Annotated in this window: 36 protein-coding genes; 17 read left to right on the plus strand and 19 right to left on the minus strand. The window is 50.1% G+C overall.

Features of this window, described 5'->3' with window-relative positions:
* Nucleotides 1–124: 124 nt before the first annotated feature.
* The 3 genes from AArcSt2_RS08680 to AArcSt2_RS08690 form a co-directional block, all read right to left on the minus strand.
* Nucleotides 125–1072 (minus strand): DUF4238 domain-containing protein, encoded by a 948-nt coding sequence (locus AArcSt2_RS08680; RefSeq protein ID WP_250583966.1) that lies wholly within the window; start codon nucleotides 1070–1072, stop codon nucleotides 125–127.
* A 39-nt stretch (nucleotides 1073–1111) separates the two neighbouring features.
* Nucleotides 1112–1492: a PD-(D/E)XK family putative nuclease gene (locus AArcSt2_RS08685; protein ID WP_250583968.1), complete on the minus strand. Its 381-nt coding sequence runs from the start codon at nucleotides 1490–1492 to the stop codon at nucleotides 1112–1114.
* Between the two features lie 139 nt (nucleotides 1493–1631).
* Complete coding sequence (locus AArcSt2_RS08690) at nucleotides 1632–2798, minus strand: hypothetical protein (RefSeq protein ID WP_250583970.1); 1167 nt, start codon at nucleotides 2796–2798, stop codon at nucleotides 1632–1634.
* 158 nt (nucleotides 2799–2956) lie between these two features.
* Between AArcSt2_RS08690 and AArcSt2_RS08695 the strand changes: the two genes are divergently transcribed.
* Nucleotides 2957–3121 (plus strand): hypothetical protein, encoded by a 165-nt coding sequence (locus AArcSt2_RS08695; RefSeq protein ID WP_250583972.1) that lies wholly within the window; start codon nucleotides 2957–2959, stop codon nucleotides 3119–3121.
* A gap of 80 nt (nucleotides 3122–3201) precedes the next feature.
* Here AArcSt2_RS08695 and AArcSt2_RS08700 read toward each other — a convergent pair whose 3' ends face one another.
* The 4 genes from AArcSt2_RS08700 to AArcSt2_RS08715 form a co-directional block, all read right to left on the minus strand.
* A complete protein-coding gene (locus tag AArcSt2_RS08700; protein WP_250583974.1) occupies nucleotides 3202–3987 on the minus strand; it encodes a hypothetical protein in 786 nt (261 codons plus the stop codon).
* A complete protein-coding gene (locus tag AArcSt2_RS08705; RefSeq protein WP_250583976.1) occupies nucleotides 3984–4529 on the minus strand; it encodes a DUF8063 family protein in 546 nt (181 codons plus the stop codon). The genes AArcSt2_RS08700 and AArcSt2_RS08705 overlap by 4 nt, the downstream gene beginning before the upstream one ends.
* Nucleotides 4526–6358: an Env/VP5 family phage fusion protein gene (locus AArcSt2_RS08710; RefSeq protein ID WP_250583978.1), complete on the minus strand. Its 1833-nt coding sequence runs from the start codon at nucleotides 6356–6358 to the stop codon at nucleotides 4526–4528. Before AArcSt2_RS08710 ends, AArcSt2_RS08705 begins: the two co-directional genes overlap by 4 nt.
* 99 nt (nucleotides 6359–6457) lie before the next feature.
* On the minus strand, nucleotides 6458–6850 hold the full coding sequence (locus AArcSt2_RS08715) for a DUF8023 family protein (RefSeq protein ID WP_250583980.1): 393 nt from the start codon (nucleotides 6848–6850) through the stop codon (nucleotides 6458–6460).
* Nucleotides 6851–6978: 128 nt separating this feature from the next.
* Between AArcSt2_RS08715 and AArcSt2_RS08720 the strand changes: the two genes are divergently transcribed.
* Together AArcSt2_RS08720 and AArcSt2_RS16810 are read left to right on the plus strand one after the other, a co-directional pair.
* A complete protein-coding gene (locus AArcSt2_RS08720) occupies nucleotides 6979–7185 on the plus strand; it encodes a DUF8053 family protein (protein ID WP_250583982.1) in 207 nt (68 codons plus the stop codon).
* Between the two features lie 240 nt (nucleotides 7186–7425).
* Nucleotides 7426–7686 (plus strand): DUF7386 family protein, encoded by a 261-nt coding sequence (locus AArcSt2_RS16810; RefSeq protein WP_425493655.1) that lies wholly within the window; start codon nucleotides 7426–7428, stop codon nucleotides 7684–7686.
* A gap of 65 nt (nucleotides 7687–7751) precedes the next feature.
* On the opposite strand, the gene AArcSt2_RS08725 is transcribed toward AArcSt2_RS16810, so the two are convergent.
* On the minus strand, nucleotides 7752–8222 hold the full coding sequence (locus AArcSt2_RS08725) for a type IV pilin domain-containing protein (RefSeq protein WP_250583984.1): 471 nt from the start codon (nucleotides 8220–8222) through the stop codon (nucleotides 7752–7754).
* Between the two features lie 167 nt (nucleotides 8223–8389).
* Here AArcSt2_RS08725 and AArcSt2_RS08730 point away from each other — a divergent pair, with 167 nt between their 5' ends.
* Nucleotides 8390–9202 carry a hypothetical protein gene (locus tag AArcSt2_RS08730; RefSeq protein WP_250583986.1) on the plus strand — a complete coding sequence of 271 codons (813 nt, stop codon included), beginning with the start codon at nucleotides 8390–8392 and terminating at the stop codon, nucleotides 9200–9202.
* Between the two features lie 438 nt (nucleotides 9203–9640).
* On the opposite strand, the gene AArcSt2_RS08735 is transcribed toward AArcSt2_RS08730, so the two are convergent.
* The 4 genes from AArcSt2_RS08735 to AArcSt2_RS08750 form a co-directional block, all read right to left on the minus strand.
* Nucleotides 9641–10024, minus strand: coding sequence for a hypothetical protein (locus tag AArcSt2_RS08735; RefSeq protein ID WP_250583988.1), 384 nt, complete (start codon nucleotides 10022–10024; stop codon nucleotides 9641–9643).
* Nucleotides 9996–10796 carry a hypothetical protein gene (locus AArcSt2_RS08740; protein ID WP_250583990.1) on the minus strand — a complete coding sequence of 267 codons (801 nt, stop codon included), beginning with the start codon at nucleotides 10794–10796 and terminating at the stop codon, nucleotides 9996–9998. Before AArcSt2_RS08740 ends, AArcSt2_RS08735 begins: the two co-directional genes overlap by 29 nt.
* Before the next feature lie 77 nt (nucleotides 10797–10873).
* A complete protein-coding gene (locus AArcSt2_RS08745) occupies nucleotides 10874–11167 on the minus strand; it encodes a hypothetical protein (protein WP_250583992.1) in 294 nt (97 codons plus the stop codon).
* Between the two features lie 5 nt (nucleotides 11168–11172).
* Nucleotides 11173–11460 (minus strand): helix-turn-helix domain-containing protein, encoded by a 288-nt coding sequence (locus AArcSt2_RS08750; protein ID WP_250583994.1) that lies wholly within the window; start codon nucleotides 11458–11460, stop codon nucleotides 11173–11175.
* Between the two features lie 230 nt (nucleotides 11461–11690).
* Between AArcSt2_RS08750 and AArcSt2_RS08755 the strand changes: the two genes are divergently transcribed.
* The 5 genes from AArcSt2_RS08755 (at nucleotide 11691) to AArcSt2_RS08770 (ending at nucleotide 14590) form a co-directional block, all read left to right on the plus strand.
* Nucleotides 11691–11924, plus strand: coding sequence for a hypothetical protein (locus tag AArcSt2_RS08755; RefSeq protein ID WP_250583996.1), 234 nt, complete (start codon nucleotides 11691–11693; stop codon nucleotides 11922–11924).
* Nucleotides 11917–12204 (plus strand): hypothetical protein, encoded by a 288-nt coding sequence (locus tag AArcSt2_RS08760; protein WP_250583998.1) that lies wholly within the window; start codon nucleotides 11917–11919, stop codon nucleotides 12202–12204. The genes AArcSt2_RS08755 and AArcSt2_RS08760 overlap by 8 nt, the downstream gene beginning before the upstream one ends.
* Nucleotides 12204–12326 carry a hypothetical protein gene (locus AArcSt2_RS16715; protein WP_302928662.1) on the plus strand — a complete coding sequence of 41 codons (123 nt, stop codon included), beginning with the start codon at nucleotides 12204–12206 and terminating at the stop codon, nucleotides 12324–12326. Before AArcSt2_RS08760 ends, AArcSt2_RS16715 begins: the two co-directional genes overlap by 1 nt.
* A complete protein-coding gene (locus tag AArcSt2_RS08765) occupies nucleotides 12323–13366 on the plus strand; it encodes a tyrosine-type recombinase/integrase (RefSeq protein WP_250584000.1) in 1044 nt (347 codons plus the stop codon). The genes AArcSt2_RS16715 and AArcSt2_RS08765 overlap by 4 nt, the downstream gene beginning before the upstream one ends.
* A gap of 477 nt (nucleotides 13367–13843) precedes the next feature.
* Entirely contained in the window at nucleotides 13844–14590 is a 747-nt protein-coding gene (locus tag AArcSt2_RS08770; RefSeq protein ID WP_174653853.1) for a CAP domain-containing protein, read from the plus strand.
* 27 nt (nucleotides 14591–14617) lie between these two features.
* Here AArcSt2_RS08770 and AArcSt2_RS08775 read toward each other — a convergent pair whose 3' ends face one another.
* The 4 genes from AArcSt2_RS08775 to AArcSt2_RS08790 are packed head-to-tail and all read right to left on the minus strand — an operon-like array spanning nucleotide 14618 to nucleotide 17727.
* Nucleotides 14618–15430, minus strand: a complete 813-nt coding sequence (locus AArcSt2_RS08775) for a hypothetical protein (protein WP_250584002.1) — start codon at nucleotides 15428–15430, stop codon at nucleotides 14618–14620.
* A gap of 47 nt (nucleotides 15431–15477) precedes the next feature.
* Nucleotides 15478–15882, minus strand: coding sequence for a 6-pyruvoyl trahydropterin synthase family protein (locus tag AArcSt2_RS08780; protein ID WP_250584004.1), 405 nt, complete (start codon nucleotides 15880–15882; stop codon nucleotides 15478–15480).
* Nucleotides 15883–15922: 40 nt separating this feature from the next.
* Nucleotides 15923–16948, minus strand: a complete 1026-nt coding sequence (locus tag AArcSt2_RS08785) for a zinc-binding dehydrogenase (protein ID WP_174653850.1) — start codon at nucleotides 16946–16948, stop codon at nucleotides 15923–15925.
* The gene (locus AArcSt2_RS08790; RefSeq protein WP_250584006.1) at nucleotides 16948–17727 is read right to left on the minus strand and encodes a GTP cyclohydrolase IIa; all 780 of its coding nucleotides are present in this window, start codon (nucleotides 17725–17727) and stop codon (nucleotides 16948–16950) included. The genes AArcSt2_RS08785 and AArcSt2_RS08790 overlap by 1 nt, the downstream gene beginning before the upstream one ends.
* Before the next feature lie 129 nt (nucleotides 17728–17856).
* Here AArcSt2_RS08790 and AArcSt2_RS08795 point away from each other — a divergent pair, with 129 nt between their 5' ends.
* Entirely contained in the window at nucleotides 17857–18642 is a 786-nt protein-coding gene (locus AArcSt2_RS08795) for an HAD-IIA family hydrolase (protein ID WP_250584008.1), read from the plus strand.
* 58 nt (nucleotides 18643–18700) lie between these two features.
* Nucleotides 18701–18829 (plus strand): hypothetical protein, encoded by a 129-nt coding sequence (locus AArcSt2_RS16720; protein ID WP_302928667.1) that lies wholly within the window; start codon nucleotides 18701–18703, stop codon nucleotides 18827–18829.
* A gap of 58 nt (nucleotides 18830–18887) precedes the next feature.
* Here the strand turns inward: AArcSt2_RS16720 and AArcSt2_RS08800 are convergent, their stop codons facing one another.
* Nucleotides 18888–19286, minus strand: coding sequence for an OsmC family protein (locus AArcSt2_RS08800; protein ID WP_174653847.1), 399 nt, complete (start codon nucleotides 19284–19286; stop codon nucleotides 18888–18890).
* 177 nt (nucleotides 19287–19463) lie between these two features.
* On the minus strand, nucleotides 19464–20189 hold the full coding sequence (locus tag AArcSt2_RS08805; RefSeq protein WP_250584010.1) for a metal-dependent hydrolase: 726 nt from the start codon (nucleotides 20187–20189) through the stop codon (nucleotides 19464–19466).
* 127 nt (nucleotides 20190–20316) lie between these two features.
* Here AArcSt2_RS08805 and AArcSt2_RS08810 point away from each other — a divergent pair, with 127 nt between their 5' ends.
* From AArcSt2_RS08810 to AArcSt2_RS08830, 5 genes are all read left to right on the plus strand, one after another.
* Entirely contained in the window at nucleotides 20317–21054 is a 738-nt protein-coding gene (locus AArcSt2_RS08810) for a fumarylacetoacetate hydrolase family protein (protein ID WP_250584012.1), read from the plus strand.
* 62 nt (nucleotides 21055–21116) lie between these two features.
* The gene (hisC, locus tag AArcSt2_RS08815) at nucleotides 21117–22214 is read left to right on the plus strand and encodes a histidinol-phosphate transaminase (RefSeq protein WP_250584014.1); all 1098 of its coding nucleotides are present in this window, start codon (nucleotides 21117–21119) and stop codon (nucleotides 22212–22214) included.
* On the plus strand, nucleotides 22214–22726 hold the full coding sequence (locus AArcSt2_RS08820; RefSeq protein WP_250584016.1) for an adenylate kinase family protein: 513 nt from the start codon (nucleotides 22214–22216) through the stop codon (nucleotides 22724–22726). Before hisC ends, AArcSt2_RS08820 begins: the two co-directional genes overlap by 1 nt.
* Nucleotides 22723–23328 carry a CDP-alcohol phosphatidyltransferase family protein gene (locus tag AArcSt2_RS08825; RefSeq protein ID WP_250584018.1) on the plus strand — a complete coding sequence of 202 codons (606 nt, stop codon included), beginning with the start codon at nucleotides 22723–22725 and terminating at the stop codon, nucleotides 23326–23328. The genes AArcSt2_RS08820 and AArcSt2_RS08825 overlap by 4 nt, the downstream gene beginning before the upstream one ends.
* A gap of 56 nt (nucleotides 23329–23384) precedes the next feature.
* On the plus strand, nucleotides 23385–23921 hold the full coding sequence (locus tag AArcSt2_RS08830; RefSeq protein ID WP_174653842.1) for a multiprotein bridging factor aMBF1: 537 nt from the start codon (nucleotides 23385–23387) through the stop codon (nucleotides 23919–23921).
* A 15-nt stretch (nucleotides 23922–23936) separates the two neighbouring features.
* Here AArcSt2_RS08830 and AArcSt2_RS08835 read toward each other — a convergent pair whose 3' ends face one another.
* Nucleotides 23937–24692, minus strand: coding sequence for a DICT sensory domain-containing protein (locus tag AArcSt2_RS08835; protein WP_250584020.1), 756 nt, complete (start codon nucleotides 24690–24692; stop codon nucleotides 23937–23939).
* Between the two features lie 147 nt (nucleotides 24693–24839).
* Here AArcSt2_RS08835 and tpiA point away from each other — a divergent pair, with 147 nt between their 5' ends.
* Nucleotides 24840–25484, plus strand: coding sequence for a triose-phosphate isomerase (tpiA, locus tag AArcSt2_RS08840; RefSeq protein ID WP_250584022.1), 645 nt, complete (start codon nucleotides 24840–24842; stop codon nucleotides 25482–25484).
* The last annotated feature ends 37 nt before the right edge of the window (nucleotides 25485–25521 follow it).

Consider the following 25521-nt stretch of genomic DNA (forward strand, 5'->3'; position numbering starts at 1 on the left):
AAACGCCGATCGAACTGTCGGGAAGCAATTTGGAAGCGGGGCTTCCCATTGTTCCTTAGAATGTGTGGCTAAGGCCACATCAACAAAATACCACAGACAGCTCCGCACAGCGCGCAAAAAATTTTCACCGATAGCTATGATCATACTGTGTGTATGTGTCATCTGGTATCCTATATTGTATATTTACTAAATCCCGATCTGGGTTCTTTAATTCGGGACTATCGCTGAGCCTTTTTTCAACCCATTCAAAGTCTTCTGAGATAGAAAAAATGTGTCTTGTAGAATTTTGCACTTGTAGATCATTATAGAATATAGGTATATTCACATCGTGGAATTCATCAGTAATAAATTGCCGTTCTGTATTGTATTCCTCCTTATCAAGTAAGTGTAATATTTTATTTGGCGATAGTGGAAAGAAAATCTCAATTCCCCATGACAACAAGCCTTTACCACCTGCTGATTTTCTCGTATTGGTATTATATCGAATAACTGGATGATCAGAGGTCCATAGGGGGACTGATGTTTTATTTTCTATAACGTTCCACTCCATCCGATTGACTAGCATGTCAGAAAACCTAGGTACATGTTTCTTGAAGAAATCTGTTTGAAATTTCCTTAATGACGCTTCAGAACTAAAATTAGAGATTTCATGTTTCAGTTCAGCAGGAATATCCTCTCCTAAGATATTCGCTAATTTTTCTGAACTGTTTTTTAATATATCACGCCACATTCGTGTTCTCAATTCTTGAACGGAAATATACATAGCAAAATAATATATTTCCCTTGGGGTGAGTATCCGGGTACTAAACTCATTGTTCCGCATTATTTTATCGTAGGGGCCATTTTCATCAGCAATCTTATTTTCCAAATTATGTAACCATCTCTCAGTATCTGCATCTTCCTCTGGTCCATCATAAAAATAATTTTCAACTGCAATTTTTCTAGTAGATACCTGAAATGACTTCTGTTGATATTTGTCATAACACCACACTTTGGACCCATCCGGTTCTGGTGAGAACTGTTTAAGATGATGTTTTGGAACGTAGTGTTGCCGGATATATTTATCTCTCATAAGTTGTTCTTGTCAAGAAGAAATATAAAATCAATAGCGTCAAAGTGGTTGTGTAACAGGTATCTTTGTTTGTCTACTTTGCCGATGTTCACCACCACCGTGCCAGCTCAACCGTGGCAACTGCGATGAGTGCACCATCTTCGATCGCAATATCTGCAGCCCACGCCCACGAACCCGATACACAGCAAACACGTAGTAGCCCCCTTTTCGCCGGAGCTTCCGGTGGTACTGCTCGTACAGTTTGAAGTTCCCCGGCTGTCCATCCGAGTGTGTGCGCATCGTTGATTTGATTTCAACTGGTTTGCCGTCCGATCGCGTAGCGTCACACCACGATCGCCGATCTGGTTCGAGACCGTACTTCTCGAACATCTTCTTTTCAACTGCAGTTCCGAAATGGTTCGCTCGGTGCGATCGGTTCATGTTGGAATCACGCGCTCGCACGCGCCAATATATAGAACTGCGTCTACAGCCCATGGTAGAGAGATCGCTTGCAGCGATCGACTGTATGGGCCACATATAGGGTGTCGGTTGGCACTGTCATGTTGGCAAGTCGCCGCTGTCATGCGATCGCAGCCTCCACACTGGCAAGTGCATCTGTATGCTTGCCCTCATCATCGTACTCGTTCCACCGCGATCGGACCCATTCGTGGCTGTACGGGACGAATTCGGCCACATCGCGGTTTGACATTCCCATCTCTTTGCCGCGGATTGCCGTCCAGATCGCGGTCCGACGAACCACGTCCTTCTCGCTCATCTCCTCAGTCTCTTCGCTATGCGATCGCCAGCTCCAATCGCTCGCTTCTTTGGTGTTGAATCGCCAGTCTGTCGGTGGGATTCCCTCGAGCTCGAACTGAATATCTGCGAGCTGGTTCGATCGGATTGAGTCACCGACGATCGCCCGCTTTTGACTCACTTTCTTGACGATCGTGCCGACGCGCCACAGCATCGGATGGATAGATTTCGGACCGTGAGCAATGTAGATGAGCGCCCCGCCGTATTTTCGGATCTTGTAAACCAACGGAGCCATTTTCATCGCAGTTTCGTAGCCTTGTTTTCCACGTCCTGAAGCAGCACTACTGAACTCATCTCCAATGAATAGCTTTGGGCGCTGGGCGTGCTCGATCGGATCACCGTCCTGCTTGACCCATTCCATCAACTCACCGTAGCTCGAAATCCACCCATCTCGGAGATCGCCGCGATCGTCCACCCAGCGAGTTTTCTCTTGCAGGCTCTTGATGTTCGTTCCGACCAGCCGATCCTCTGGCTGGAGAGCTGACCAGCGTTGTGCTAACAGCATCGAGAAGTCAGTCTTCCCAGCTCCCATTTCACCGAGAATGACAATCACCGGAGCCACGCCATTTACGAGTTTGTCCACCTTTCCGATCGCCTTGATTCCTGAAATGTCCGATCGCTGGTTAGTGTCGCCAGTGAAGTGCTTGAGTGTCGGTGTATCGCCAACTCGCATTGCTCGGCGGAACACTTCGGTGCCTTCCATTTCGCGAACGAGGCGCATCTCAGCCAAGTTCCGAGCCTCTCCGGGCATTTTCTCAGGCCGATCGGCTTCTTCAGGGTCATACATGGCCTCGTAGATGCTCATCCATCGGCTCACTTTCGGATCTTGAACGATCCCGCCGTGTGGGTGGACTTCTCGGTTCGGGCGTTCGTGATAGCCGTCCTGCCACTCTCTCGCCTGTGCTGCAGTGTACACGTCGTTGTCGTCACTCATTGTCTACCTCCGATTTGGTCAGCATCCGTGGCAAGATATCGTCCGTGAGCTGACCGTGCGTACTGCAACAGTAATTTTCTTACTTGGTTCTGAAAAATAGTAGAACCATGATGACGATTGTCCCCGCGTTTTTGTTGCTTTTTGGGATAATCTGTGTAGTGAAACCCGAGTGGATTGTTATGATTGACCGTCGGCAGAAAGCTGCCGGCACAACTCGACGCTCTGAAGAAATTGAGTTCACTGACGGCCACTATGTTTTTATTCAGGTTGTCGGGTTTTTCATCGGGGTCTTTGGCCTTGTGTACACACTGAGGGCCTTCTGAGAGTGTCGAGTGAAACCGATCAGAATCAAGACACACAGTATCGATTGTGGACAGGTCGACATCTTTATTGGGAGAATATCTCACTTCTCTACACCTCCGTCCGTCGCTGTTTGTTCGCTCAGTGGGTCCGGCTTGAATGGTTCCACCAACGATTCTTTTCGGTAGTCTTCGATCTCCGGTAGCTCGATCTCATCATCTCCTTTTGTATCCTCCCGAGCATCTTCGAATGCTTGTCGGGTTGCATCCCGATCGAGCATGATGCCGCGTTCGCGAGCTTCTGCCTCCTCGTTGATGAGAGCGTGCTGTATTTCGAGCCCCATTCTACTGATTCGCGCACGGAGGCGTGAGAGTTCCATGTAGCCGTCTACGAGGAAGCCGTGAACGTCTTCCATCATGGCTTTCGACGTGACAAGGTTCGAATCGAGTGTTGCACTCATCCATGTGCCTTTCACTCGAAGCTCTTCCACGTCATCCAAGTATTCAAACTCGCGAACTTCCCACGCAGAACCGCCGTTAACTGGGTACGGTGCGGGTCCGTCTACGGACTTTTCAGCCCAAACGTCGGGATCGACGCGGTAGACTTTCCGCGTATCTTCAACGCTGTTGATGTGGTAGACTGTTACCCAATCTCGCGTGTGGAGCCACGAAACGATCCGGCGGCAAAGGATGTACGTTGGTAATGCGAGCACGCCCCACGCAGCACTGAATGCGAGCCACGAATCTGGTGGCTGCGGCAGCTGTGGTGAGGCCCAAACAGCCCACACTCCCGCTGCGAGAACGATTACTGTCAGCGGGACTCTGTACTCGCCTAAGAGGTACGTGAGGCGATCGCGGTTGGTTGCAAACGTTGGAGCAGTGTCGCTCATGTGAGTTCCTCCGGCTGTTTCAATCTCTTACGCTTGACTTGCCATGCAGAGGCGAATAACATCGCAAACACAACCGACGCTCCACCAAACCAGCCTGCCGTTGAGGTAGTGCCGGCGAATGGTCCACCAGTTTGTGTGATTCCTGTAGAAACGTACACGCCACGGCCTTCACTGATTGAGTCACTCGTCGTGATCGAAACCGCTGCTTCGCCCGCCGATCGAGGGACGTGGATTGAAACGGTTTGTTCGCCGGGGAGGATTCGCTCACTCATGATGGAGAACGATCCTGCGCCCTCGGGCTGTTGGACAGATTCGGAGATCGTCACTCGTGTTGGCCGATCGGCTTCGAAGACAATCCGAAAGACTTCGGCTTCTGAATCGTACTCGTGATCCACGACTCGGACATGATTATCAACATGGAGTGGGTGACTCTCATTTTGTTGGGCTTGGGCTGTATCAGTAGCTTGAGCGGCAACACCACTAACTCCCATTATGAGTGATCCAACGAGTACGAATAGTACGACCGTGAGCTTTGTCTTCATGACGTGCTCACCGACCCAGCAATGAAAACAATGAGCAAGGCAATAACGCCGTAAACAATACCACCACCTCTATCAAATTCGGGAAATGAAATTCCACCGCCTTGAGCGTCCTCGTATTTCTCGATCAGTCTTTCATTTTCCTCGCGCATTGCGTCCCACTCATCGGATGAGATATAGTTGTCATCAGTTTGTGGTTCACTTGATGAAAACTCAGCACTGTTGTATTCCTCACCATCAGAATCAGTGATTGATTCGATGGTGAACTCATCTTGCAATTGGACGGTTTCGTATTGCGTTTGGTCCATATCACTGTAGAATTCGATTGATTCGACGTTTGTAACAGAGTCGTCTAGATCGTCGGAGAGGTCAACAGTCCAATGTTCAGGTCCGTCTTCGTCGTCTTCGCCTTCAGAGTCGAAGTCGGAACCCGATATATGGACAGTCTCACCAGCAACAGTTTCAACAGTGTAAAGAGTCTCATCGAAGGGTTCAGCGGTGAACGTGAGAACCCCACCGTCGATACCCTCCTCGAAATCGCCCCACGTACCGTGACCGCGTGATATGTCGTACGTGAGATAGACGGACCCATCGAGATCGTCAGGGTCGTAGCTCTCTCCAGAGTTGATACCGTCGTCGGGAGGCTCAGTGAGTGCAAGCGACCCGTAGATAGTTGCATCTATGTCATGGAGATAGACCTCCGCCTCACGTTCGAGATCGACGGGGATATTGAGTGCTTGGAGATCAGCGACCGCTTGCGGGTAGCCTTCGTCATCGGGCATGAGTTCGGCCAATTCACGACTTGTGAATAGCTCCTCAGTGTCGAGATCGCCAGCTTGAACCTCTCCATAGACGCCAGAGACCCATGTTTCAAGACCATCTTTTACGTCGTCAAATTCGTCATTGACTTTTTCGACGACAGAGTTCCAGTCGTCATAATCGAGATATTCGGGAGCGTCGAAGTCAAGCGTCGGCTTGACCTTCGACCGAATATGATAATCGCGTGAGTCTATGTTACTACCCGTCGTCATAGAAACACTGCTCGATGTTTTATCACGGTCAAAGGGAGTCCAATGAGTTGTGTGGTCTCCCTCTTGGCTACCTTGGTGACCACCGTCAAAGTAGACATAGGTCTCAATCTCTACGAGATCATGAGTGTCCCCGTTGGGGAGCTCGTATTCTATCGTTTCGATAGTAATGTCGTCATCGGGGTTGTCTCCATCCCACGCACCGCTCCCGTATTCATTGAGTTCAACGTTATCGAAGGACTCGGGAACCGTGAGTTCGTCATGTTCGCGGATGGATTCGACAAGATATTCAAGCTGTTGTGCAGACTCATTCCACGAGCGAATGAGGTTTGTAAGTACTGTTGATTGATATTCAGTGACGGCTTCGTGGGCAGCATCGAGCACGTCTGATTCAGATACTTGTTCATTTAGTGCATCGATTGCAGCTATCTTCCCATCGGCATATGCAGCATGATCGAGACCAACGAAAACCGTATCATTATCAACGAACGTGCTTGCGTTGTCCGACTGTCGGTTAGTGATTGCATCAGCGACGTTTTTTTGGAGTGCATCAGGAGTCATCCCCTCAGGTGGGGGATTCGAGCCGATCGCCTCAGTTTCGCGGAGCGTCCAGCCGATAGCCATGCCAGCCGCAGCAGAGCCAGCAGTGGCCGCGCCGATAACGACCGCGGGAGCAATGGCTTCAGCCTCACCGACCGGTTGCCGATCAAATTTGTTGCTTGCCCCGACCACTCCAACGGTTCCGATCGCTGTTGCTGCCGATCGCCGCATGAACGCGCGTCGATCCATCACTTCGGTGCTCATAGCGCACCCCCGAGGATGAACGCGCCCAAGCCCACAACACCGATCGCAAAGGTTGCGGCTGCTATGCGGATTTGAAAGTGTGATAATTGAATCATTGGCTTACTCCGAGTAGCTGATCCACACCGCGACTGCCGCGATCGCGATCCATGCAACGAACTTCACAGCGTCACTCGTATCCAAGAGCGTCTGGAACGCAGGGACGAACGAGTACAGTGGTACGAGCAAGAAAACGCCCGCTATACCGAGGTACTCCCACTGCTCGTAATTCGACCCGTCCAGCTCGTTCGTCACCACAATCCACGCGATCGAGGCAACAGTGAGAATGAGTGCAACGGAGATCTCCGCGCCAGCTCCTTCCCACAATGGGGTGGCGAAATCATACCCGCCGAAAATGTTCAACCCGAAACTGAAGACACCGAGCACAAAGCTCGCCATCACCGGGAATATTACCAATGCTCCTACGTCGATCAAATCAACTTGTTGTTGTGCCATAACGACGGTCAGACGACCGTCCGCTCCATCATATAACTCAGTTTTTCTATAGGTTTCCTATCGTGACTCTATCGTTCGCAGTACAGTCACAGTAATTGTTAAGTACAATCGGATGGCCCGCTTTCTCGATGTTTCGTACTCTACGAAATCACGACGGTACGCCACTGGTGGCGTTAGATCGCGATGAACTGCAGATGGACGGCGTATTAGACGGTCAGGGAGCTGTGCCGGACGACCAACCGATGCACATCCAGCGCGTCGGCAAAGCCTGCTATCTTGTCCGAGCTGTAAACGAAGATGGGCTTCCAGATCTCGATGAGGTGTTTCGGCTATGAACCTCGTGGAAAGGGGTTCTCAACTCCGACCCCGTGGGGTTGCGCTCAGATGTATTCAACCGACCCGATGTATGCACACGTTGGGCCGGTTGGGAGTGGTGAGTGTGCATAGATCGCGTGGGCTTGGGCCGCGATCGGGAGTGGTCGGTGACGGTGGAAGAGTGGTTAATATAAAGAAACGAGTGTTCAGTGAGTCGAAACCAACGGGTTTCGTTGGCCGGTCATACATTGGTACTTAAAATGGCGAGTAAACGGACAACTATTCGGCTGAGTGATGAACGGCAGCTGTTGCTCGATCGGGCTTCAGAGATTGTAGCCAGTGGGCCAGATGACGATCCACCAACTTCGGACGTAATTGATGCAGCTCTGACTCACTTAATTGAGTCAAGAAAAAATATGCAGTCTGCACGCAAAAATCTAGACCCAGTAACTATACAACAATTTAATACGCCTGTTCTCGCGCTACAATATCGAGCAGTGATTGATGAACGTTGGAGATAGGTCAATCAGTTGTATGCTCTTTGTAATATTACAATAAAATAATGAGAAATTATGAGTTTATAAGCTTATGAAGACACGTCGGACTCAGTGAACTCGTATGTTTTGAGTGTGGTTGAGCGATCGCCGTCATCAAATATAAGTGAAACAGTGTCACCTGCTTCTAGTTCATCACTAGCTTCTGTTGCATTTGCATCAAGTGTTCTTCCAGCATTGAAAGTTCCTTGAGAAATGTCTTTTTCTACATCAATATTTGAAGTGTTGAAGCTACCAACCACGTCTAAGTTATCTGCACTAATGGAGTCACCACTTCGGTGAGTGAACGTTACAAGAGTTTCATCCGCCTCAAAATCATCCAATCCGTCCCCAGGGCTTGCGTCAACAGATGCACTTGGTGTGGTACTACCAATATCGTCACCGAGACCAATGACAAATGTTCCGATCACTGCTGCGAGAATGACAGTGATTGCGACCATGAGGATAACCCCTATGACTGGAGAGACTGCGCGATCGTTTGTGAATAAGTTTTTGAGTTTCATGTTTTCACGTTTGACACGTATGACCGGTAGAAGGGCTTATCATTGTCTGATACATCAGAACACTTGCAGGCCAACTGAGGCCGCACACATCCTTCTTGCCAAGTACTTGTGTCGTTAGTACCAACTACTCACCAAGTGACTTAAAATCGATGGGTCACCTATCAACAATGAGAATGAGCACTCCAGGTGGGCGAGGAATCTTTTGCAATGAATCTCCTCTAATTGATACCTATTCACCGACCGGCGGGCTTTCCGCTGCGCAATCCGTCCAGCAGTACCGTCGTGTCCTTGAATACTGCGCCGAGCATCCACAACAGAAGTCTATGGCAGTCTCATCTGCACTTGACCTCCCACGAAGTCGTATCCGTACGTGGGTAGACGAGAACGGAGCACCGGATGCAGCTCGTGCAGTCGATGAAGCACACACGTTGGGGTGGCTTGGAGAGTTGGATACTGCGCGACAAACCCACTTTTCTACCCTCGTTGCAGGAATCTTCTCAGGTGGCTCGATTTCATCCGACTTGTACGTACCATCGTGGACCGTCGATCGCCCATCTGTGACTGACGCGATCGAAACGGCACTCCGAGAGCTTGGGTCTTCGGTTCGGTGCCGTCATGAAAATGTGGACAGCCGATCGACAGAGATCCTGCCAGAGAGGCATGCGTCACTCCTTGGGCGTGTCTTGGTGTGTATGGGTGCTCCGCTTGGACAGAAGGCAATTGACGACGATCTTCGAGTCCCGCCGCGCCTGTTTGATGCTTCTGAAGAAGTCCGGTTGGCATTCTGTGAGGTGTACCTTCGAAATCGACTCAGCCCAATAGACGGACGAGCAAGTGGCCCGATTATGGAAGATCGACCAGCAGTGTATCGTGAGCAACTGGCTAACTTATTCCAGTCAGTCGGGATCGATGCGCGATCGGCAGAACGAACAGTTACCGTTCGATTCGACTCGCTGCCGTTTTCGATCGAAGAACTCTAAAATCAATCGAGTTTTTCACGCCAATATCTTCGTTCAAATACTCCACATTTTACCCACACCGATTCGAATGTGTTAGTCTGAGGCTCGATCGAGCGCTTTCGATGTTACATTCTCACCAGTTGCTTCTTTGAGATTGTCCTACTCTCGAGCACGAGTATCTGTCTTTTCGATTCGTATAATTGCACAACCACCTCGAAATCATAGGGTTTTGCGGTGACTCAAACTGTGTTTGTATATAAATAGGCCAACTCTTGGCGTTGGGCTGGGCCACGATATGTGTACAGACGATCGCGATTCGGTAATTTTCGCACAACCACCGACCGGATTACTTGTGCAAAAACGCGGAAGGGATTTTTACGACGTGCAACCCCACGCGTGTGGGTGTCCTTTTTTCGTGTGGGGGTGATTCGCCCAGAGAATTAGGAAAGTAAAAGATGATTATTTTTCGTCATCTAGATCCATCATCAATTTTACGATGTCTCCTCTAGACACATCTTGATTGTCAAGAGAAGGGTTTTTTGTTAAGCTCTTGGGTACACTTGTAAAATAAGACGAGAAGTCAAGTCCTCCCGTGTTTTCATCCGTCACCATTATCGAGTATTTTTCTTCAATTTCAACTGGTCTTACTCTTGCAATGCGATATTCAATCTGTCCAAGGTCTTCACCACTATCTGGATCTTCAATCGGGTCGCTTATTTTGTAAATTCCATATCTTTGGGACTCTGTAACTCCATCTTTAGTACCAAGATTAGTCATAACAGTATATTCGTTTATAGTCTCGGCCACCTTACCCTTAATAGTCATATTTGAGTCCTCGCTCATATCTAATTTTTTGGAGCGTCTTTAGAGTCGTTTGTAACCGCTCTTTTTCAATGTTCGCTACGTCGTCAGTTAAAATTTTCATCCTTGCGTACCCATTTTTGAGATCACTTTCTGCGTTTTTTTTCCAGTGTTCATCATCGTCTTTCCATTCGGTTATAACAAATTCAAATAATTTACCTGACGTACTCTCAGACTCAATTAGTTCAGCTTTTCCAATTCGGCCATTCACAATTCCACAATGATTATCATCTGAGAATACATTGAATAATAGACCTTTAGCCAAACTCAATTCGTCTTCGGAGTTTGCGACAATAATCTCATTATCGCTCCGATAATCAACAACTCTAAGACCATCTGTTTCTTCGGTAGAATTCAAATATTCAGTAATTGCAAGCTGTTTATTTATTAAATTAATAGTCTCTTCTATTGGATCTCCGTATTTCCAGCTTTCTTGTAATTCAATCTGCTCCCCTATTTCATTGAGCAGTGGGATTACAGACGAGATATATTCGTGTTTTTGGCTAACAATCGGTGATATATCTTGTTTTTCACCAATTGCAAACCGCTTATCGTATATTATAACAGAATTATGTTCCGATGATTCGCTTACAAGGAGTAAAAAGCCAAATATAAAAAGCAGAAATCCAATAAAGAGGGTTCCTGCTGACCCAAGGGAAATTGTATGAAACAGTATATCATACGTAACTACGACCATTATAATAAAACCAAGAAGTAGGGCTGCAAGAGATATAATTGGTTTTAATTTTCCCATATGAGTTAGTTCCTGTTAAAGTAAAAACTCATATTACTTTTATTTTAGTATTGGAGTAAGTAGCTATGACACTGCGCTCATTGCTCCTGTGACCATCGACGTAATAGATCTGCATCTAGATCGCCACGCAGGTACGCTAATCCCCAGGTTGTAATCTCATACATATCTGAATGAACTGGCTCGATCAACTCTCGTTCAGTCAGCTCACGACAGCGCTCGCGAACACGAGCAGTGGAACATTGAAGATCGTTGAAACTCGGATCGTCAGCAATCAATTCAGGGGTTGACCAACCTTCTTCGGCAAGGTGTTCAAGAATTCGTTCATCAAGCTGTTGCATCCACCGCCCGGTCTTTCGTATTGGAGAGCCCATTCTATCTATGCACTCGCAGTACCCTCTCCTTCGCTCATATCCTGCAGTTCATCAGCGTCAAGCTCACCCTCAAGATACCGCTCTCCTTGGTCGGTGATGACGTAAACACCATTTCCTAAATGCGTAAGAAGCCCATGATCAGCAAGCCGACTAAGACGGCGTGTGATCGTAGATCGAGAGACCCTGATGTACTTATGATTGGCAATATCTGTTGCATTACCGGAATCTGAATCTCGGATAATCTCTAAGATTCTATCATCCCAGATCGTCATCCATGCACCACTCTTTCTCATTAGCACACACATTGCATTAATGCACAATGTGTGCATTGGATAGTGAGTAATAGCACACTATAGCCTTAATCACTCATTGTGTTTGAATTCAATTAATCAGTGCATTTATGCACACCTAGCTTAATTGTGTACTGTGAAGTCACCTGTTGGTTGTAGATGAGTCTTGTCGGGTGTAGTAGAAAGGACGGCGTCCCAGCGCCGCCCTGTGGTGGCTTCACTGTTCGCAAACAATGAGCCAAAGTAGCTCTGCGGGTGTGAGAACCCGCACACGACAAGATGCGCCGCCCATCAATAACCCCACTGATCGCCCATGCCCACACTGTCATATTCGATCGGCAACTGGCTTCGACGCAAACAGAAGCACCCCAAGCTGTAGGTTGTGTGCGTCGTTGCAGCGGGTCGATCGGTTCATGCTCGGTTCTGAGTTGATTACGGTTCGATCGGAGGCCGATCGGAATGAGTGAAGAGACCGATCGAGAGGAGAAACCAACGCCACCGATTCCACCGACGAGTGTCGATGTGATTCCGAACGCCGGAACCAAACGGCGTTTAGATCGAGAGGCAGTTGAGCGGTGTGATTGCGGCGGTATGGTGTGGGATGAACAGATTGCAACCGGACATTTAGTAGTCGGTAGGTGGGATGAGGCTGATTTCGATTCTGAAGAGTGGAAGCTACACACCGAGTGGGATCAGACAGAGAATGAAGTTCGGTGCGATCGCTGCGGATGGGGGTACGATTACTGATGACCATCACACAGTTTGCGTACTGCGATCGGTGTGGAACGCGACGTGAGCTCGTTCCGGTTGGTGACGGCGTGTTTGCGTGCTACTATTGTGATGCGATTGTTGGAGGTCGATCGAAATGATCGAGCCGTCTGACCTAACACCACGTCAAGCACAGCAGAATTTTCTTTCAAAACGGAAGGCAAGCAGCTCTGACTGGACGATTCGAACGTATCGATACCAGCTCAACGAGTTCGTTCACTTTCTCGAAGAGAATGGTATCGAGACGATCGGCGAAGTGAACGGCTGGGTGATTGACCAGTATGAGCGGAAACGCCGTCAGGAGGTGAAGCCTGCAACTGTTCGCGGTGACATGGTTGCAGTGAAGCAGCTGATAGATTACTGTGTCACGATCGAGGCTGTGGACCCGACGCTACCGGAGCGGATCGACGTACCTACGCTTTCGAAAGAAGATGGCAGTAGCAGCGATCGGCTGGAAACGAAAGACGCGATAGAACTCTTGGATTTCTTCAGGAATTCAACTGCGTACTACGGAAAACCGATGCACGCAGTACTAGAGATTTTTTGGTGTGTTGGGTGCCGTCTTGGTGGGCTACAGGCACTCGATCTCAAAGACTACATCGAGGATGGGCCGTACCTGCATTTCAAGAACCGAACTGGTACGCGGTTGAAAAATGCAAGCGATGGTGAGCGACCTGTGCAGATTAGCCCGCAGGTTGCTGATGTGCTTGATACGTACATCGCTCGAGAGCGTTGGGATGTTCGCGACGATCGCAGTCGTGAACCGTTGTTTACGTCTCGTCGTGGGCGGGCATCGAAGACAACGATTCGAAACTGGACGTACACAGCGACCTTCCCGTGTTGGTTCCGATCGTGTCCACATGGTGAGGTTCCGTCTACGTGTGAGTTCAAGCAAGTTCATCGGAAACAGAGTCAGTGCCCGTCATCGAAAGGTCCCCACGCGATCCGTACTGGATCGATCACGTGGCAGTTGAATCGTGGGATTCCGATCGAGGTGGTGTCTGAGCGAGTGAACGCGAGCCCGGATACGATCAAGCGGCATTATGATAAGGAAGAGCCGTTCGAGGAACTTGAGCAGCGGCGTTCGCAGTGGGTTCATGACCTCGATATTGATAAGGAAAATGAGAGTTTAGGTGCGTAATCATGGATATCAGATTTTTGGTAGGTCAGAAAACGGGAGGTAGAGGGTTTGAGGGTGTTGATAATGGTGTTGGGGGGTGTCCCTCCGTCCCCATTCCGTTGTTAAAACTTTGTTGACCCTTAGGTTAGTCCTAACCGATTCTACAGTACTAACTCTTTCGGGGGTTGATGGTCCCGCTCCGTAGCTGAGTGTGAATAGCCCGCGCTGTACGGACCATTGATGTCAGTTATGTACTATACGTACGTTCGGAGAGCCCGTACATGACTCGCTGAGCTGGGCGCTCAGCATGCCAAGGGAGCCGATCGCATCTGCGATCAGTCCGTTCAAAAAGTCATGTATTCAGTACGCAGCGAACAAATTTGTCTTACAAATCAACCAAACAATAATACCGTATGTCGTATAAAGATCCGTTTTAGTTGTTCTATCGACAATACAGACGATCCGCGATTTTATTTTCCTTTCACTCGCCTATTATGTATGGATCGATCGGGACCACCTATCTACACTCTCTCTCACCAAGTTCATACCATCCGACAGCTTCGATCGATCATTGGCACACTCATCTCGATCACGTTGCGACTTGTGGTTGTTGTTGCGGTATCGCTTGCAATTGTACTTGCAGCAGGTGGGTTCGATACCACCCAACTGCCAGCAGTTGAACTCGATACGGAGTCGAATCCGTTAGCACCAGCTACTGAACGACCGGCAGATCAACCGGACACGCAACCACAGCCAACCGTCTCAGAGGTTTCTGAGTCACGTATTGAACAAGAGATCCATGATGTCGTTAATCGTGAGCGGGAAGCCGAAGGAGTAGATCCGGTGACATTCGATACTGATCTCAGAGAGATCGCACGGTATCACTCCACGCGCATGGCAACAGAGGACTTTTTTGCACATACGGCACCGGATGGAGAAACGCTGGGCGATCGGTACCAACGGTTTGGCTACCGCTGTCAGGTCTCTTCGGATGACGGCTGGTATCGAACGGGAGGAGAGAATCTTGCACAAACATGGTATGACCAACCGATCGCAACGGATGATGGAACGGTCGTCCATGAATCAGAATCTGATATTGCGGAGGGTGTTGTCACCCAGTGGCTCAACTCGCCAGGCCACAGGGATAATATGCTCGATGAGCATTGGGAGGGTCAAGGGATTGGTGTGGTCGCGATTGAAACTGACGACGGCATCAAAATATTTGCAACGCAGAACTTCTGTTAGCGGTAGCCCACCGCTGCTGGGGCGTCGCTACTGACGCTGTCTTCGCTGTGCACTGACGGTTGTTTCTGCGTATCGCACGGTCAGGTATACGGTGACTGCAAGTGAAAACAAGGCCGCAGTGACAGCAGTGACAGGGAGCCACCCGCCAAGCTCTGCCACAGAGAGACTGGTGTATAGCTCTACATATGGAAGCACAAGCCCCACAATAAACAGTATTGTTCCACCGACAACAAGGATACTGCCCCATTCACGGTTCCCAACTGTCACACTGAGTGCAGTCCCTGCAAGCATGAAGACAACGTATGGCAGAATTCCAAAGAGCCAGACAAGTTCAGTTGTCTCTCCAATGCTTGGTCCACTGGCCACCGACTCGCTTCCCGGAAGAAGCCCTGTCTGAAGAATGTATGTCCGTTCATCGTAGGTAACGAATGTAAAAATCTCGCTCGCTGAACCTACACCGTATGTGAAATCGGTCGGTGCGTCCCGTGTCGTATCACAGGTGAGGAGCCATGGCTCACAGACCTGTAATTCATACTGGCTCCACCCATCATCCCCTTCGCTTGCATTGATGGTCTGTAAGAACACAGCAGCACCAGCAGGTGTTAATTCGGAGATATCAATCGAATCATCCGGATCAAGATCGTATAACTCAACCGTTTCAGCGAATCGAGAATCATCCTCTGACACCGCAAAGTGTGTGTACTCTCCAGCATCACCATCAACATATGGGCCAGCAAAGAACGGATGCGGAGCGAGTACTGCGGCAAACAAACAGAGCCCAACGAGTACTGCCGCGCCAATAAGTATTCGATCTGCACGCTCAAACGGGAGTGAGACCATACAACTAGTTGGGAAGAACCTAACAAATTGGTTGCGCAATGAGCGACTCAGATTTCTGTGGTAAATGACGCATACGCCTCATCATCTTCCCACAGTCGAACCGTAATCTGCGTTGGAACATCAACTGCTGTTGACTCAAGAATCTCTTCACACACAATCCGAGAAAAATGCTCGACACTCGGGTTCAACCCCGAAAATGGTGGTAACTCGTTGAGGGTCTCATCGCCATATGTGTCAACGATCGCATCCATGGCTTCTTTGATTGCATCAATGTCTACCAGATAGCCATACTCATTCAGTCTATCACCACTGAATGTTACTTGCAAGCGGAACTGGTGTGAGTGGAGCTCCCCTTCTGGACCTGGGTTTGGGACCGTCAGAAAATGTTGCGCGATGAATGATCGTTCAACAGAGACTCGATACGTGCCTGTGGCAGCCTCAGTTGTAGACATACTGCTACTATGGGCCACAGATTGAAAATAGTATGCAGCGTTAGTAGTGGAATCTGACACCAATCGCATCAGCTGGGGACCGATCAAGCGTCTCATACGCTTTTGGTGCATCATCAAATGGCATCGAGAGCAGTTCAAGGCTCGTTTCATCAAGTGTTGAGAGCTGCTCCCAGACAACGTCGAAACGTCTATCAGCAGTCCATCGCCCCCGAAGTGCAGGGTCGATCGTACTGACTTGACTTGCTTGCAATGAGATTCGGCTTCGGTGGAACCGACCTCCAAGAGAGAGTGAGACATCCTTATTGCCGTACCACGACCCAATAATAACCCGCCCGTCGTAGCCAGTTACCTCAACTGCACTATCAAGCGCAGCAGGATTTCCAGACAGCTCATAACAGAGGTCACAGCCAGCAAGCTCACTGTCGGCGTTTTTCGGGAGCATAATTGTGTCTTGTAGTTCAGCAGGATGAATGCTTACATCTGCACCACACTGTCGCGATTGCGATCGGCGAGCAGAGATCGGATCCACGGTAATGAGCCTGGACAACGGAAATGATGAAAGCACTGTCGTCAAGAGCAACCCAACCAAGCCTTGCCCGAAAACAACCACTTCCTCACCGATTTTCGGTGCCCCGTCATGTGCAAGCGAGATTGCGGTTTCCATTGTTGGCAGTAGCGATGCGACTGCTGGTTCGATCTCATCCGGCACCGGTCGAAGCACATCCGGTGTAGCGACAAAATGGCTCTGATGCGGCTGAAACCCAAATACCTGTGTGCCGAGCCATGAGGAAGAGACGTGCTCACCGACAGCAGTAACAACACCAACTGCAGCATACCCGTACTGAAGCGGATATGAGAGCGAGCCATCCAGCGAGTCGATCGAGAGATCGGCTGGAAGGTCTGTTGGCGCGTCGCCACGATAAATCAGTAGCTCTGTCCCCGGGCTGACCGCTGAAACGCTGGTTTCGACGAGCACCTCTCCAGCCGCTGGTGTTGGTTGCTCCTCTTCTCGAAGTTCTGCCGATCGCGGGGCAGTGAAGTACAGTGCCCGGCGAGATTTACTCATCAGTCGCCACTTGCGTGTGCTTTTGAGCCTGCAAACTCGACGGTTGTGCCGTCAAATCGACAGTCCTCAAGCGCATGTTTTGCAGCGATCCCTGCTTCATGTGGTGACTTGCCATTGCCAATTCCAACCTTTAGTTCGACGTTGACATCACTACGGACGTGATCAATCGCCGCTTGGTACTCTGTCGATGTAAGCGATGGGCAGACGGCGATGATGTTGTCTCCACCAACAAAGAAGGACAGTGCACCATGTTCGGTCCGCATATACTCCATCAGGGAGGCATAGCTTCGCTCGATATGGATGAATGAGTCATACTCGTTCATCTGGTCTGTGTAGCGCCCGGTTGCATCATTGACATCAAAGTGCGCGATATGGATCTCCTGCACATCCTCTTCAGGGAGGAATGTGCCGCTCAGAACCTCTGTTCGGTCTTTATCCTGTGCGCTGCCTGCTGCTTGAATGTGTTCGGTTGCCTCATCGAGTGCAACCGCAGGTGTTGCTCCGACACCGACACCAAGACTGATCGTTACCGGATATCGATTGCGGATACTTTCCTGTAGGATTCTGTGTTCTTCTCTGTCGATCCCGTTTGTGACGGCGACCATATTGTCAAACCGTGTGTAGAATACGTACCCATTCCGACCACCAATGAACTGTGCAATATCTGCGAAAAGCCGGGATTGGAGGGTCTGAAGATCCATCTCTCTGCGGGGCTCGGGAGTTACTGTCCATGGGCCGTAGTTATCGATCTGAATGAGCGTCAACTGGGTAGTTGTCACAATACGACACTATACGTACTGCATCACATAGTGTCTTTCCGTTTTTGTGTTGTATACCGATATCGGAACGGTTAATTTCATCAACAAAATGATCGGCGGATTGAATGGATCGTAGCACGTACATTGACTATGAATTATCGGGCAGTAATTTTTGATGTTGATGGCACGATCGTGCGCGGGGACACACCAATTGACGGTGCACGTGTTGGTCTGGAAACTGCCGAAGATGCAGGACTCAACCGGCTGTTCGTTTCGAACAATCCAACAAAAATGCCTCCCGCATATCAAGCCCGGCTCGCACATGCTGGTGTTACTGTTACTGGTGATGATGTCATTACTGCGGGCACTGCAACAACAACATACCTCTCTGAGTTTCATGCGAATGAGGACATCTTTCTGATCGGTGAACCGGGCGTCTCCACGCAGTTTGAAGAGGCCGGACTCTCCCAGACCGAATCGGTTGAGCAGGCAGAAACGCTCGTTGCGTCGATCGATTTCAACTTCTCGTACCAAGATCTACAGGATTCGTTGACAATTCTCAAAGACCCGTCGATCCCGTTCATTGGGACGGACCCGGATATTATCATCCCGACTGATCACGGAGACATCCCTGGCTCTGGAGCAATTATTGGTGCGATCGAGAACGTCACCAACCGCAGCGTTGAGCAGATCTGTGGAAAACCGTCACCATACACGGCGCAACTCGCACTCGATCGGCTCGGAAATCCCGATCCAAGCGAGTGTCTTGTAGTGGGCGATCGACTTGACACAGACATTCTGTTGGGTAAAAACGCAGGAATGACCACCGTGCTCGTCAAAACCGGCGTGACAGACAATACGACGCTCTCTGAGAGCGATATTCAACCGGACTATGTTCTTGAGTCGCTTGCTGAGTTCGATCGCGTTCTCTACTAATTATCATGTGAGGTATTAACTAGCATATATTTTTATACTAGTCGACAAATGTGTTCGTATGGAGTCGAACCATTCACCGTACGTCTTCCGTGACGAACGCGAGCCAACGCCTCAATACCATGTGTCGGAAACAGATGTCGTAATTGTTGATGGGGCCGCAATGACGTATCGAGCGTACCGTCGCTAAGCGTTCGCTATTGGTTGCGTCTGCTGCACAAAAGAAAGTTGAACTGGTGTCGGAGCCGTTAGAACGCGTTACCGTGGACGTCGATCGATGCGTGAAGCTCCGGTTTGAGTGCTGCGTGAACGTGACAGATTCCTTCTGCTCGTTCGACGATTGCAGCGAACTCCTCATCTGAGAGATCCGCTTCAACGTGCATTGTAAACCGAATTGCAGAGAGATCATCCCCGTCATCAAGGTCTGCTTCTGCATCGATCTGGATCTTTCCAAGATCGTCAACGCCTTCTTTTTGGCCACCAACGCGGAACGCAGGGAGGAAACACGCCGCATAGTCTGCGACGAGCACAGCATTCGGATTTGGACCGGCTTCATCAAGTGCGTCAATTGACAGTTCAAACTCGCCAACTTGGCTCGTGCTTGCGTATCCTTCTTCGCTTACGGTGGATGTTTCAATGTCGCTCATAGCGTTTACACTAATGTCTGCATCCGTCCTAAAGCTTGCTCAAGCGGTTCCGTCTCTTACTAACAGAACATACAAGTGTCTGTGTGTATCCACCAAATCTGCTTGTAAGCGTGTCAATATAAATACAAAAATATTCAGTGTTTACGATCGTCTGTGGGCAGTGCTACCCACAGTTATTTATTCCAACTGGAACGGTTCATCCGCTTCAAGTACATGGACCTCCGTGTTCGATCCAGTTGCCTTGACTTCACGAACGAAGTCGTCTGTATCGACTTCGATCGGCGGGAACGTATCATAATGCATCGGGAAGGCGTGATCGACACTCAGCCAGTCAACAGCAACCGCAGCCTGCCATGGTCCCATAGTGAAATGATCACCGATCGGGACGGCTGCAGCATCCGGTTCAAGATATGAGCCGATTACCTCACGCATCTCGGTCATGAGGCTTGTGTCTCCAGCATGATAGAATGTCGTTGATTCTCCGTCGGAGACCTGTGTTGGTTTTGTATCGCTGATAACGTAGCCAGCAGGCATCCCTGCGGAGGTATCATAGCCCGTGTTGATTCCGTTACTGTGGTCTGCACGGACCATTGTTACATACGCATCGCCACATTCAACAGTCCCACCAAGGTTCATTCCCATCCCACCAACTGCATTTTCTAACCCGAACTCGTCGTTCATGAAGGATGCAAGCTCCGGTGTTGCAACAATCGTCGCCTCCGGGAATGCTTCTGCATCAGCAATATGATCCGCGTGCCCATGCGTTAACAGCACGTAGTCCGGCGTCTCAATGTCGCTTGCATCAAGTTCCGTCTTTGGGTTGTCAAAAAACGGGTCGATCAGAAGCGTCGTCTCACCAACAGTCACATACCAAGTCGAGTGGCCGTGCCACGTGAGTTCCATCGTCATAATCCACCTACATATACTCGGTAAATCCACATAAAAGATGGCGGCGCTCCGACTGACTATCTCGAGTGCATCACCTGCCGATGCACGAACGCTTTTTCATCCTGCTATCGTGAGGGTGGGTATGTACACTGCACGATTCCGTGATCCCGCGGGGACAGTTCGAACCGGCACATACAACGAAGGTACGGTCACTGCAGGCGGCGAAACATATGACCTCTCCAAAGACGATGTGACACTCCTTGCTCCCTGTGAGCCATCCAAGATTGTCTGTGTGGGATTAAACTACGCAGACCACGCTGCAGAACGTGATAAGGAGGTTCCAGAACGGCCCCTACTATTTTTGAAACCGCCAAACGCGGTCTCGCCACCGAATAGCACTGTCACGTTGCCTGCTGGAAAAGATCGGATTGACTGGGAGGCTGAGTTCGCGATCGTCATCGGTGAACAGTGTCGAAATGCTACTGCAGACGATGCGTTGGCGTCTGTCGCGGGCTACACCTGTATGAACGATATCTCGAACCGTGATGATCAGGATATTGAAACGAACTGGGTTCGTGGGAAGGCGTTTGATAACAGCGCTGTCCTCGGCCCAGTGCTTGCAGACCCGACAGCGGTTCCCGAGGACGCATCGATCGAGCTCCGTGTGAACGGCGAGACAAAGCAGTCCTCATCAATCGACCAGTTCTTCTTTTCGGTTCCTGAGCTCATTGAAGAGATTTCAGCATATATGACGCTTGAACCCGGTGATGTCATCTCGACTGGAACGCCTGCAGGCGTTGGCCCACTCTCTGACGGTGACGACGTGGCAATCGAAATCGAAGGGATCGGAACCCTCGAACACAGTGTCCGCATTCCGTAGGCCGAGGGCACTGACGGCGAGGTGTAAGCACTCTTAAGGCTCGGCGGCCGAATTCGACGCATATGCAACCGCGGGATCTCTCTGCAAACGCCCCGTACGTCCCAGGTCGAGGGATCGAAGAAGTCGCCCGTGAACTCGGGCTCGATCCATCCGAACTGATCAAACTCTCATCAAACGAAAATCCACATGGCTCCAGCCCAAAGGCAATTGAAGCCGTCGTGACACACGCCGAAACAAATGGGCTCAACGTCTATCCAAAGGCCTCACATACGGACCTTACTGCGGCGATCGCAGACAAGTGGGGCGTCACTGATGAACAGGTTTGGCTCACACCTGGTGCCGATGGGGCGATCGATCTACTCTCACGCGCAATGCTCGAACCGGGCGATCGGATTCTCGAACCTGAACCTGGCTTTTCATACTACAGCATGAGCGCAAAGTACCATCACGGTACAGCGACGAGCTACACCCTCTCAAAGGAATCCGACTTTGCACAAACCAATGCTTTGGTTTTAGATGCGTATGCTGGCGAACGAATTGTCTATCTCACAAGTCCACACAACCCAACTGGCAAGGAGTTCTCACGAGCGGCGATTGTTGAAATTGCAGATGCGGTCGACGATGACACGCTCATTGTGGTTGATGAAGCGTATGGTGAGTACAGTGAGCGACCAAGCAGCATCGGACTGATCGATGACGATGACCATGACAATATTGCTGTCCTTCGAACGTTCTCAAAGGCATATGGCCTTGCTGGTCTCCGTATCGGCTATGCGGTTGTTCCTGAATCGTGGGCTGATGCATACGCTCGTGTGAATACACCATTTGCCGCGAACGAGCTTGCCTGCCGGGCTGCACTCGCTGCCCTCACCGACGACGAGCACGTCACACAGTCCGTAGAGACAGCACAGTGGTCCCGTGAATACATGCAATCAAACCTCGACGCCCAAACGTGGGATAGCGCAGGGAACTTTATTCTTGCAGATGTCGGCGATGCAAAAACAGTCGCAGCAGAGAGTCAAGCACGCGGCGTAATCATCCGTGACTGCACAAGCTTTGGACTTCCACAGTGTGTTCGCATTTCGTGTGGAACTCGATCGGAGACACACAAAGCCGTTGAGACGCTGAATTCGATTCTCAACGAGGTTGCGATCCACTGATGCGCGTTGCTGTTACCGGGACTCCTGGAACTGGAAAAACGACTGCTGTTACTGCAGCAGACTCCCTTTCAGTGCCCATCGTCCATCTTAACGAAACAATAACTACCCATGAACTGTGGACGGAGCGCGACACCGATCGAGATTCGCTCATTGCTGATCTCGACGCCGTTCGGTCTCACCTCGGTGCATGGGAGGGAATCGTCGAGTCACATCTTTCACACTATCTTGATGCCGATCGAGTGATTGTTCTTCGATGTGAGCCTGCAACACTGGAATCACGACTACTTGACCGTGGTGAGACACCGAAAAAGGCACGGGAAAATGCTGAAAGCGAAGCCCTCGATGTACTCCTCTCGGAGGCGGTTTCCCAACACGGTGCAGAGAAGGTGTATGAGATTGACACAACTGGGAAAAAACCGAAAGAAGTTGCAACCGAAATTGAAGCCGTCGTCACAGGAACAAAAGAACCAAGCGCTGGGACGGTAGACTTTACGCAGTACCTCACACAATGACACTTGATCAGTTCCGCCCTGTTGCAAACCGACTGCTCTCCCCATTTGTCACTGCCGCCGATAAAGTGGGGCTCACGCCAAACAGCGTCAGTGTCCTTGCAGTTGGGTTTGCAGGCGCTGCGGCTGTTGCCTTCTCGTTTGCTGAACCGATCTGGTATCTTCTTGGTGCGCTATTTGTCTTAGCAAACGGGTGGCTGGACCTTCTCGATGGTGCACTCGCACGTGAGCAGAACAGCGCATCAGCAAGCGGCGATCTTCTTGATCACGTTCTGGATCGGTATGCAGATATTATTATCCTTGCTGGACTTGCTGCTGGAATTGAACAGTACGCGCTTGGCTTTGCAGCGGTTACCGGTGTGTTGATGACCTCGTACCTCGGGACACAGATCCAAGCGGTTGGCCTCGGTCGAGCATATGGTGGCCTGCTTGGGCGAGCCGATCGACTCGCACTTATCGGTTTTATTGGCGTCGCGACGGCTGTCTACCCGGCAGCGCTCATTTTCGGGCTTAATTTAATTGGCCTCTTGCTTGTGCTGTTCGCGGTTGTAGGCCATCTCACCGCATTCCAGCGATTCTGGGGTGCGTGGTCAGATATTGAGTAGTAACGCAGTTATCCGACGACGCACCTTTTTTATTCGGGGGCAGTGTAACGGAAGGTATGCCACAGTGCGAGATGTGTGGTGCGACTCAAGGGTCGCTCACTACCACGAAAGTTGAAGGTGCCGAGCTAGAACTCTGTGACTCGTGTAAGGATTTCGGCACTGAAGTCCGCACTACGTCGCCATCTAGCTCCGGAAGCAAATACTCTACCTCCTCCAGTTCTGGGAAAGCTAGCGGTGCTTCCACAAGCTCTGCGGGCGCAGGATCGTCTTCCAGCTCCGGATCGACTCGTCGACGCCGTGATATGTTCGATGATATGGACGAGATTGCAGCAGACTATGACGATCGGATTCGGAGTGCGCGAGAGTCACGAAATCTGACACAGGAGGAACTTGCAAACAAACTCAATGAAAAAGCAAGCCTCATTCGCAAACTCGAACGCGGTGATATTCTTCCGAGTGATGGCGTTCAAAAGAAACTCGAACGATCGCTCGATATCTCACTTACCGAAGGAACCGATGTTGATGCTGATGACTGGTCTAGCGGATCCAGCAGCGGGATGACACTCGGTGACGTTGTCAAGCGAAAAGACTGATCACGAACGACCAGGTTATTTTTTGAGCAAGTCCGAAGGATCCGAGGAGTCTCCACCGTCTGTCTCAACAAATCCATAGCTTGTCGTGAGATGTGAAATAATATAATCGACGGTACTCGGATCATAGCTCCAAAAGCCGTAGAACTGACGTGGCTCTCGTTCTTCAGCCAAGAGCGCGCATTTATTTTGGTCAATCCCTGCTCCATCATAAGCAACAAACCATGTGTTTCTGATTTCAGGTGCCCGCTCGACGTGGATCGTAAATCCGTCATGATCTGGGACATCCCCTTCCGGTGCGGCATACGCATGCACATCAAGTCCGTCTCGAGACCCAATCCGGTTGTATGTTGGGACCTCTCCTGCAAGCACCGATAGCGTCTGGAAGCCGGAGTGTAGCTGGCCTCTACCGATTCGGAAGGCTCGGTCTTCAATTTCGCGGGAGGCAGCGACCATCTTTCCGATCGAGTAGGAGGTAAACATCGTCTCGTCAAGATGATCCAATATTGGTCTGTACGTTTCCGTTTCAAATCCAGGCTCTGTAGAGCTACTTAAACCTAAAATTTCATCAACACCTGCTGCAGTAACAAATTCGCCGTCGCGGCTCAGCACAACAAACGATTGCGGACTACCATCCAGTGTCCCGGATTTGACAGAGATGTTGCGATCGGAAAAGTGCTCTCGGAGCGAATCCACTGCCTCTGGATCCGCATTAACCACAGTGAGCACCTTTTCATGGGCTTCAACGCCCGAGATAAGTTCGATGAGGGACATCCTCGATACAAATACTACACTGCACAACTATTTGGAGTTTTGCACTGCATTAACACGATCAATGCGCTGGTACATACACATCTCGACGCAACTGTAGCCGAAATGATCAAGCTATTTGCGTTTCAGGACGAACGGCAATATGTACAAATGTTCATTCTGGTTAATTTGAAAGCGTACCCGTGTGACCCAGTCGAAATCGCAACTGCAGCGAATACGGTTGCAGAGTCCTCTGGTGTTAGAATTGCTGTCGCTGCACAAGCAGCGCATCTTGAACGTGTCTCAGAAACCGGCGTCGAAACGTGGGCCCAACACGTCTCGCCAAACGGACATGGAAGTTTCACTGGTAGCACGCTCGCGGAAGCGGTCGCGGATGCAGGTGCGGTTGGAACGCTGATCAACCACTCGGAGAACCGACGCAAACTTGCAGATATTGACGGTTCGATCGAAGCCGCAGAACGCGTGGGACTTGAAACATGTGTCTGTGCGAACAATCCTGAACAAACCGCAGCGGTTGCTGCGTTGTCACCTGACTCTGTTGCGGTTGAGCCACCGGAGCTAATTGGTGGGGACGTGTCCGTAAGTAGCGCCGACCCAGATATTGTCAAAGATGCCGTTTCGGCTGCGGCTGCTGTGAACGAAGACGTCGACGTATTCTGTGGTGCTGGAGTTTCAACTGGCGATGATGTGGTTTCTGCAGGCGAACTCGGTGCAACAGGTGTGCTTCTTGCAAGCGGTGTTGCAAAAGCAGACGATCCAAAAGCTGTACTTGAAGATCTCGTATCCGGGCTCTAAAATAGGTGCTTTGGTCTCGCCTTGTGCGTATGTGAGG

It is taken from the genome of Natronocalculus amylovorans (assembly GCF_023638035.1).
GTDB classification, from domain to species: Archaea; Halobacteriota; Halobacteria; order Halobacteriales; family Haloferacaceae; genus Natronocalculus; species Natronocalculus amylovorans.

Bases quoted from the DNA above. Each gene is read 5' to 3' on its own strand.
- AArcSt2_RS08680 (WP_250583966.1), bottom strand. From the start codon at position 1,072: ATGAGAGATAAATATATCCGGCAACACTACGTTCCAAAACATCATCTT.
- AArcSt2_RS08685 (WP_250583968.1), bottom strand. From the start codon at position 1,492: ATGAACCGATCGCACCGAGCGAACCATTTCGGAACTGCAGTTGAAAAG.
- AArcSt2_RS08690 (WP_250583970.1), bottom strand. From the start codon at position 2,798: ATGAGTGACGACAACGACGTGTACACTGCAGCACAGGCGAGAGAGTGG.
- AArcSt2_RS08700 (WP_250583974.1), bottom strand. From the start codon at position 3,987: ATGAGCGACACTGCTCCAACGTTTGCAACCAACCGCGATCGCCTCACG.
- AArcSt2_RS08705 (WP_250583976.1), bottom strand. From the start codon at position 4,529: ATGAAGACAAAGCTCACGGTCGTACTATTCGTACTCGTTGGATCACTC.
- AArcSt2_RS08710 (WP_250583978.1), bottom strand. From the start codon at position 6,358: ATGAGCACCGAAGTGATGGATCGACGCGCGTTCATGCGGCGATCGGCA.
- AArcSt2_RS08715 (WP_250583980.1), bottom strand. From the start codon at position 6,850: ATGGCACAACAACAAGTTGATTTGATCGACGTAGGAGCATTGGTAATA.
- AArcSt2_RS08720 (WP_250583982.1), top strand. From the start codon at position 6,979: ATGTTTCGTACTCTACGAAATCACGACGGTACGCCACTGGTGGCGTTA.
- AArcSt2_RS16810 (WP_425493655.1), top strand. From the start codon at position 7,426: ATGGCGAGTAAACGGACAACTATTCGGCTGAGTGATGAACGGCAGCTG.
- AArcSt2_RS08725 (WP_250583984.1), bottom strand. From the start codon at position 8,222: ATGAAACTCAAAAACTTATTCACAAACGATCGCGCAGTCTCTCCAGTC.
- AArcSt2_RS08730 (WP_250583986.1), top strand. From the start codon at position 8,390: ATGAGAATGAGCACTCCAGGTGGGCGAGGAATCTTTTGCAATGAATCT.
- AArcSt2_RS08735 (WP_250583988.1), bottom strand. From the start codon at position 10,024: ATGAGCGAGGACTCAAATATGACTATTAAGGGTAAGGTGGCCGAGACT.
- AArcSt2_RS08740 (WP_250583990.1), bottom strand. From the start codon at position 10,796: ATGGGAAAATTAAAACCAATTATATCTCTTGCAGCCCTACTTCTTGGT.
- AArcSt2_RS08745 (WP_250583992.1), bottom strand. From the start codon at position 11,167: ATGGGCTCTCCAATACGAAAGACCGGGCGGTGGATGCAACAGCTTGAT.
- AArcSt2_RS08750 (WP_250583994.1), bottom strand. From the start codon at position 11,460: ATGAGAAAGAGTGGTGCATGGATGACGATCTGGGATGATAGAATCTTA.
- AArcSt2_RS08755 (WP_250583996.1), top strand. From the start codon at position 11,691: ATGAGCCAAAGTAGCTCTGCGGGTGTGAGAACCCGCACACGACAAGAT.
- AArcSt2_RS08760 (WP_250583998.1), top strand. From the start codon at position 11,917: ATGAGTGAAGAGACCGATCGAGAGGAGAAACCAACGCCACCGATTCCA.
- AArcSt2_RS16715 (WP_302928662.1), top strand. From the start codon at position 12,204: ATGACCATCACACAGTTTGCGTACTGCGATCGGTGTGGAACGCGACGT.
- AArcSt2_RS08765 (WP_250584000.1), top strand. From the start codon at position 12,323: ATGATCGAGCCGTCTGACCTAACACCACGTCAAGCACAGCAGAATTTT.
- AArcSt2_RS08770 (WP_174653853.1), top strand. From the start codon at position 13,844: ATGGATCGATCGGGACCACCTATCTACACTCTCTCTCACCAAGTTCAT.
- AArcSt2_RS08775 (WP_250584002.1), bottom strand. From the start codon at position 15,430: ATGGTCTCACTCCCGTTTGAGCGTGCAGATCGAATACTTATTGGCGCG.
- AArcSt2_RS08780 (WP_250584004.1), bottom strand. From the start codon at position 15,882: ATGTCTACAACTGAGGCTGCCACAGGCACGTATCGAGTCTCTGTTGAA.
- AArcSt2_RS08785 (WP_174653850.1), bottom strand. From the start codon at position 16,948: ATGAGTAAATCTCGCCGGGCACTGTACTTCACTGCCCCGCGATCGGCA.
- AArcSt2_RS08795 (WP_250584008.1), top strand. From the start codon at position 17,857: ATGAATTATCGGGCAGTAATTTTTGATGTTGATGGCACGATCGTGCGC.
- AArcSt2_RS16720 (WP_302928667.1), top strand. From the start codon at position 18,701: ATGGAGTCGAACCATTCACCGTACGTCTTCCGTGACGAACGCGAGCCA.
- AArcSt2_RS08800 (WP_174653847.1), bottom strand. From the start codon at position 19,286: ATGAGCGACATTGAAACATCCACCGTAAGCGAAGAAGGATACGCAAGC.
- AArcSt2_RS08805 (WP_250584010.1), bottom strand. From the start codon at position 20,189: ATGGAACTCACGTGGCACGGCCACTCGACTTGGTATGTGACTGTTGGT.
- AArcSt2_RS08810 (WP_250584012.1), top strand. From the start codon at position 20,317: ATGTACACTGCACGATTCCGTGATCCCGCGGGGACAGTTCGAACCGGC.
- hisC (WP_250584014.1), top strand. From the start codon at position 21,117: ATGCAACCGCGGGATCTCTCTGCAAACGCCCCGTACGTCCCAGGTCGA.
- AArcSt2_RS08820 (WP_250584016.1), top strand. From the start codon at position 22,214: ATGCGCGTTGCTGTTACCGGGACTCCTGGAACTGGAAAAACGACTGCT.
- AArcSt2_RS08825 (WP_250584018.1), top strand. From the start codon at position 22,723: ATGACACTTGATCAGTTCCGCCCTGTTGCAAACCGACTGCTCTCCCCA.
- AArcSt2_RS08830 (WP_174653842.1), top strand. From the start codon at position 23,385: ATGCCACAGTGCGAGATGTGTGGTGCGACTCAAGGGTCGCTCACTACC.
- AArcSt2_RS08835 (WP_250584020.1), bottom strand. From the start codon at position 24,692: ATGTCCCTCATCGAACTTATCTCGGGCGTTGAAGCCCATGAAAAGGTG.
- tpiA (WP_250584022.1), top strand. From the start codon at position 24,840: ATGTTCATTCTGGTTAATTTGAAAGCGTACCCGTGTGACCCAGTCGAA.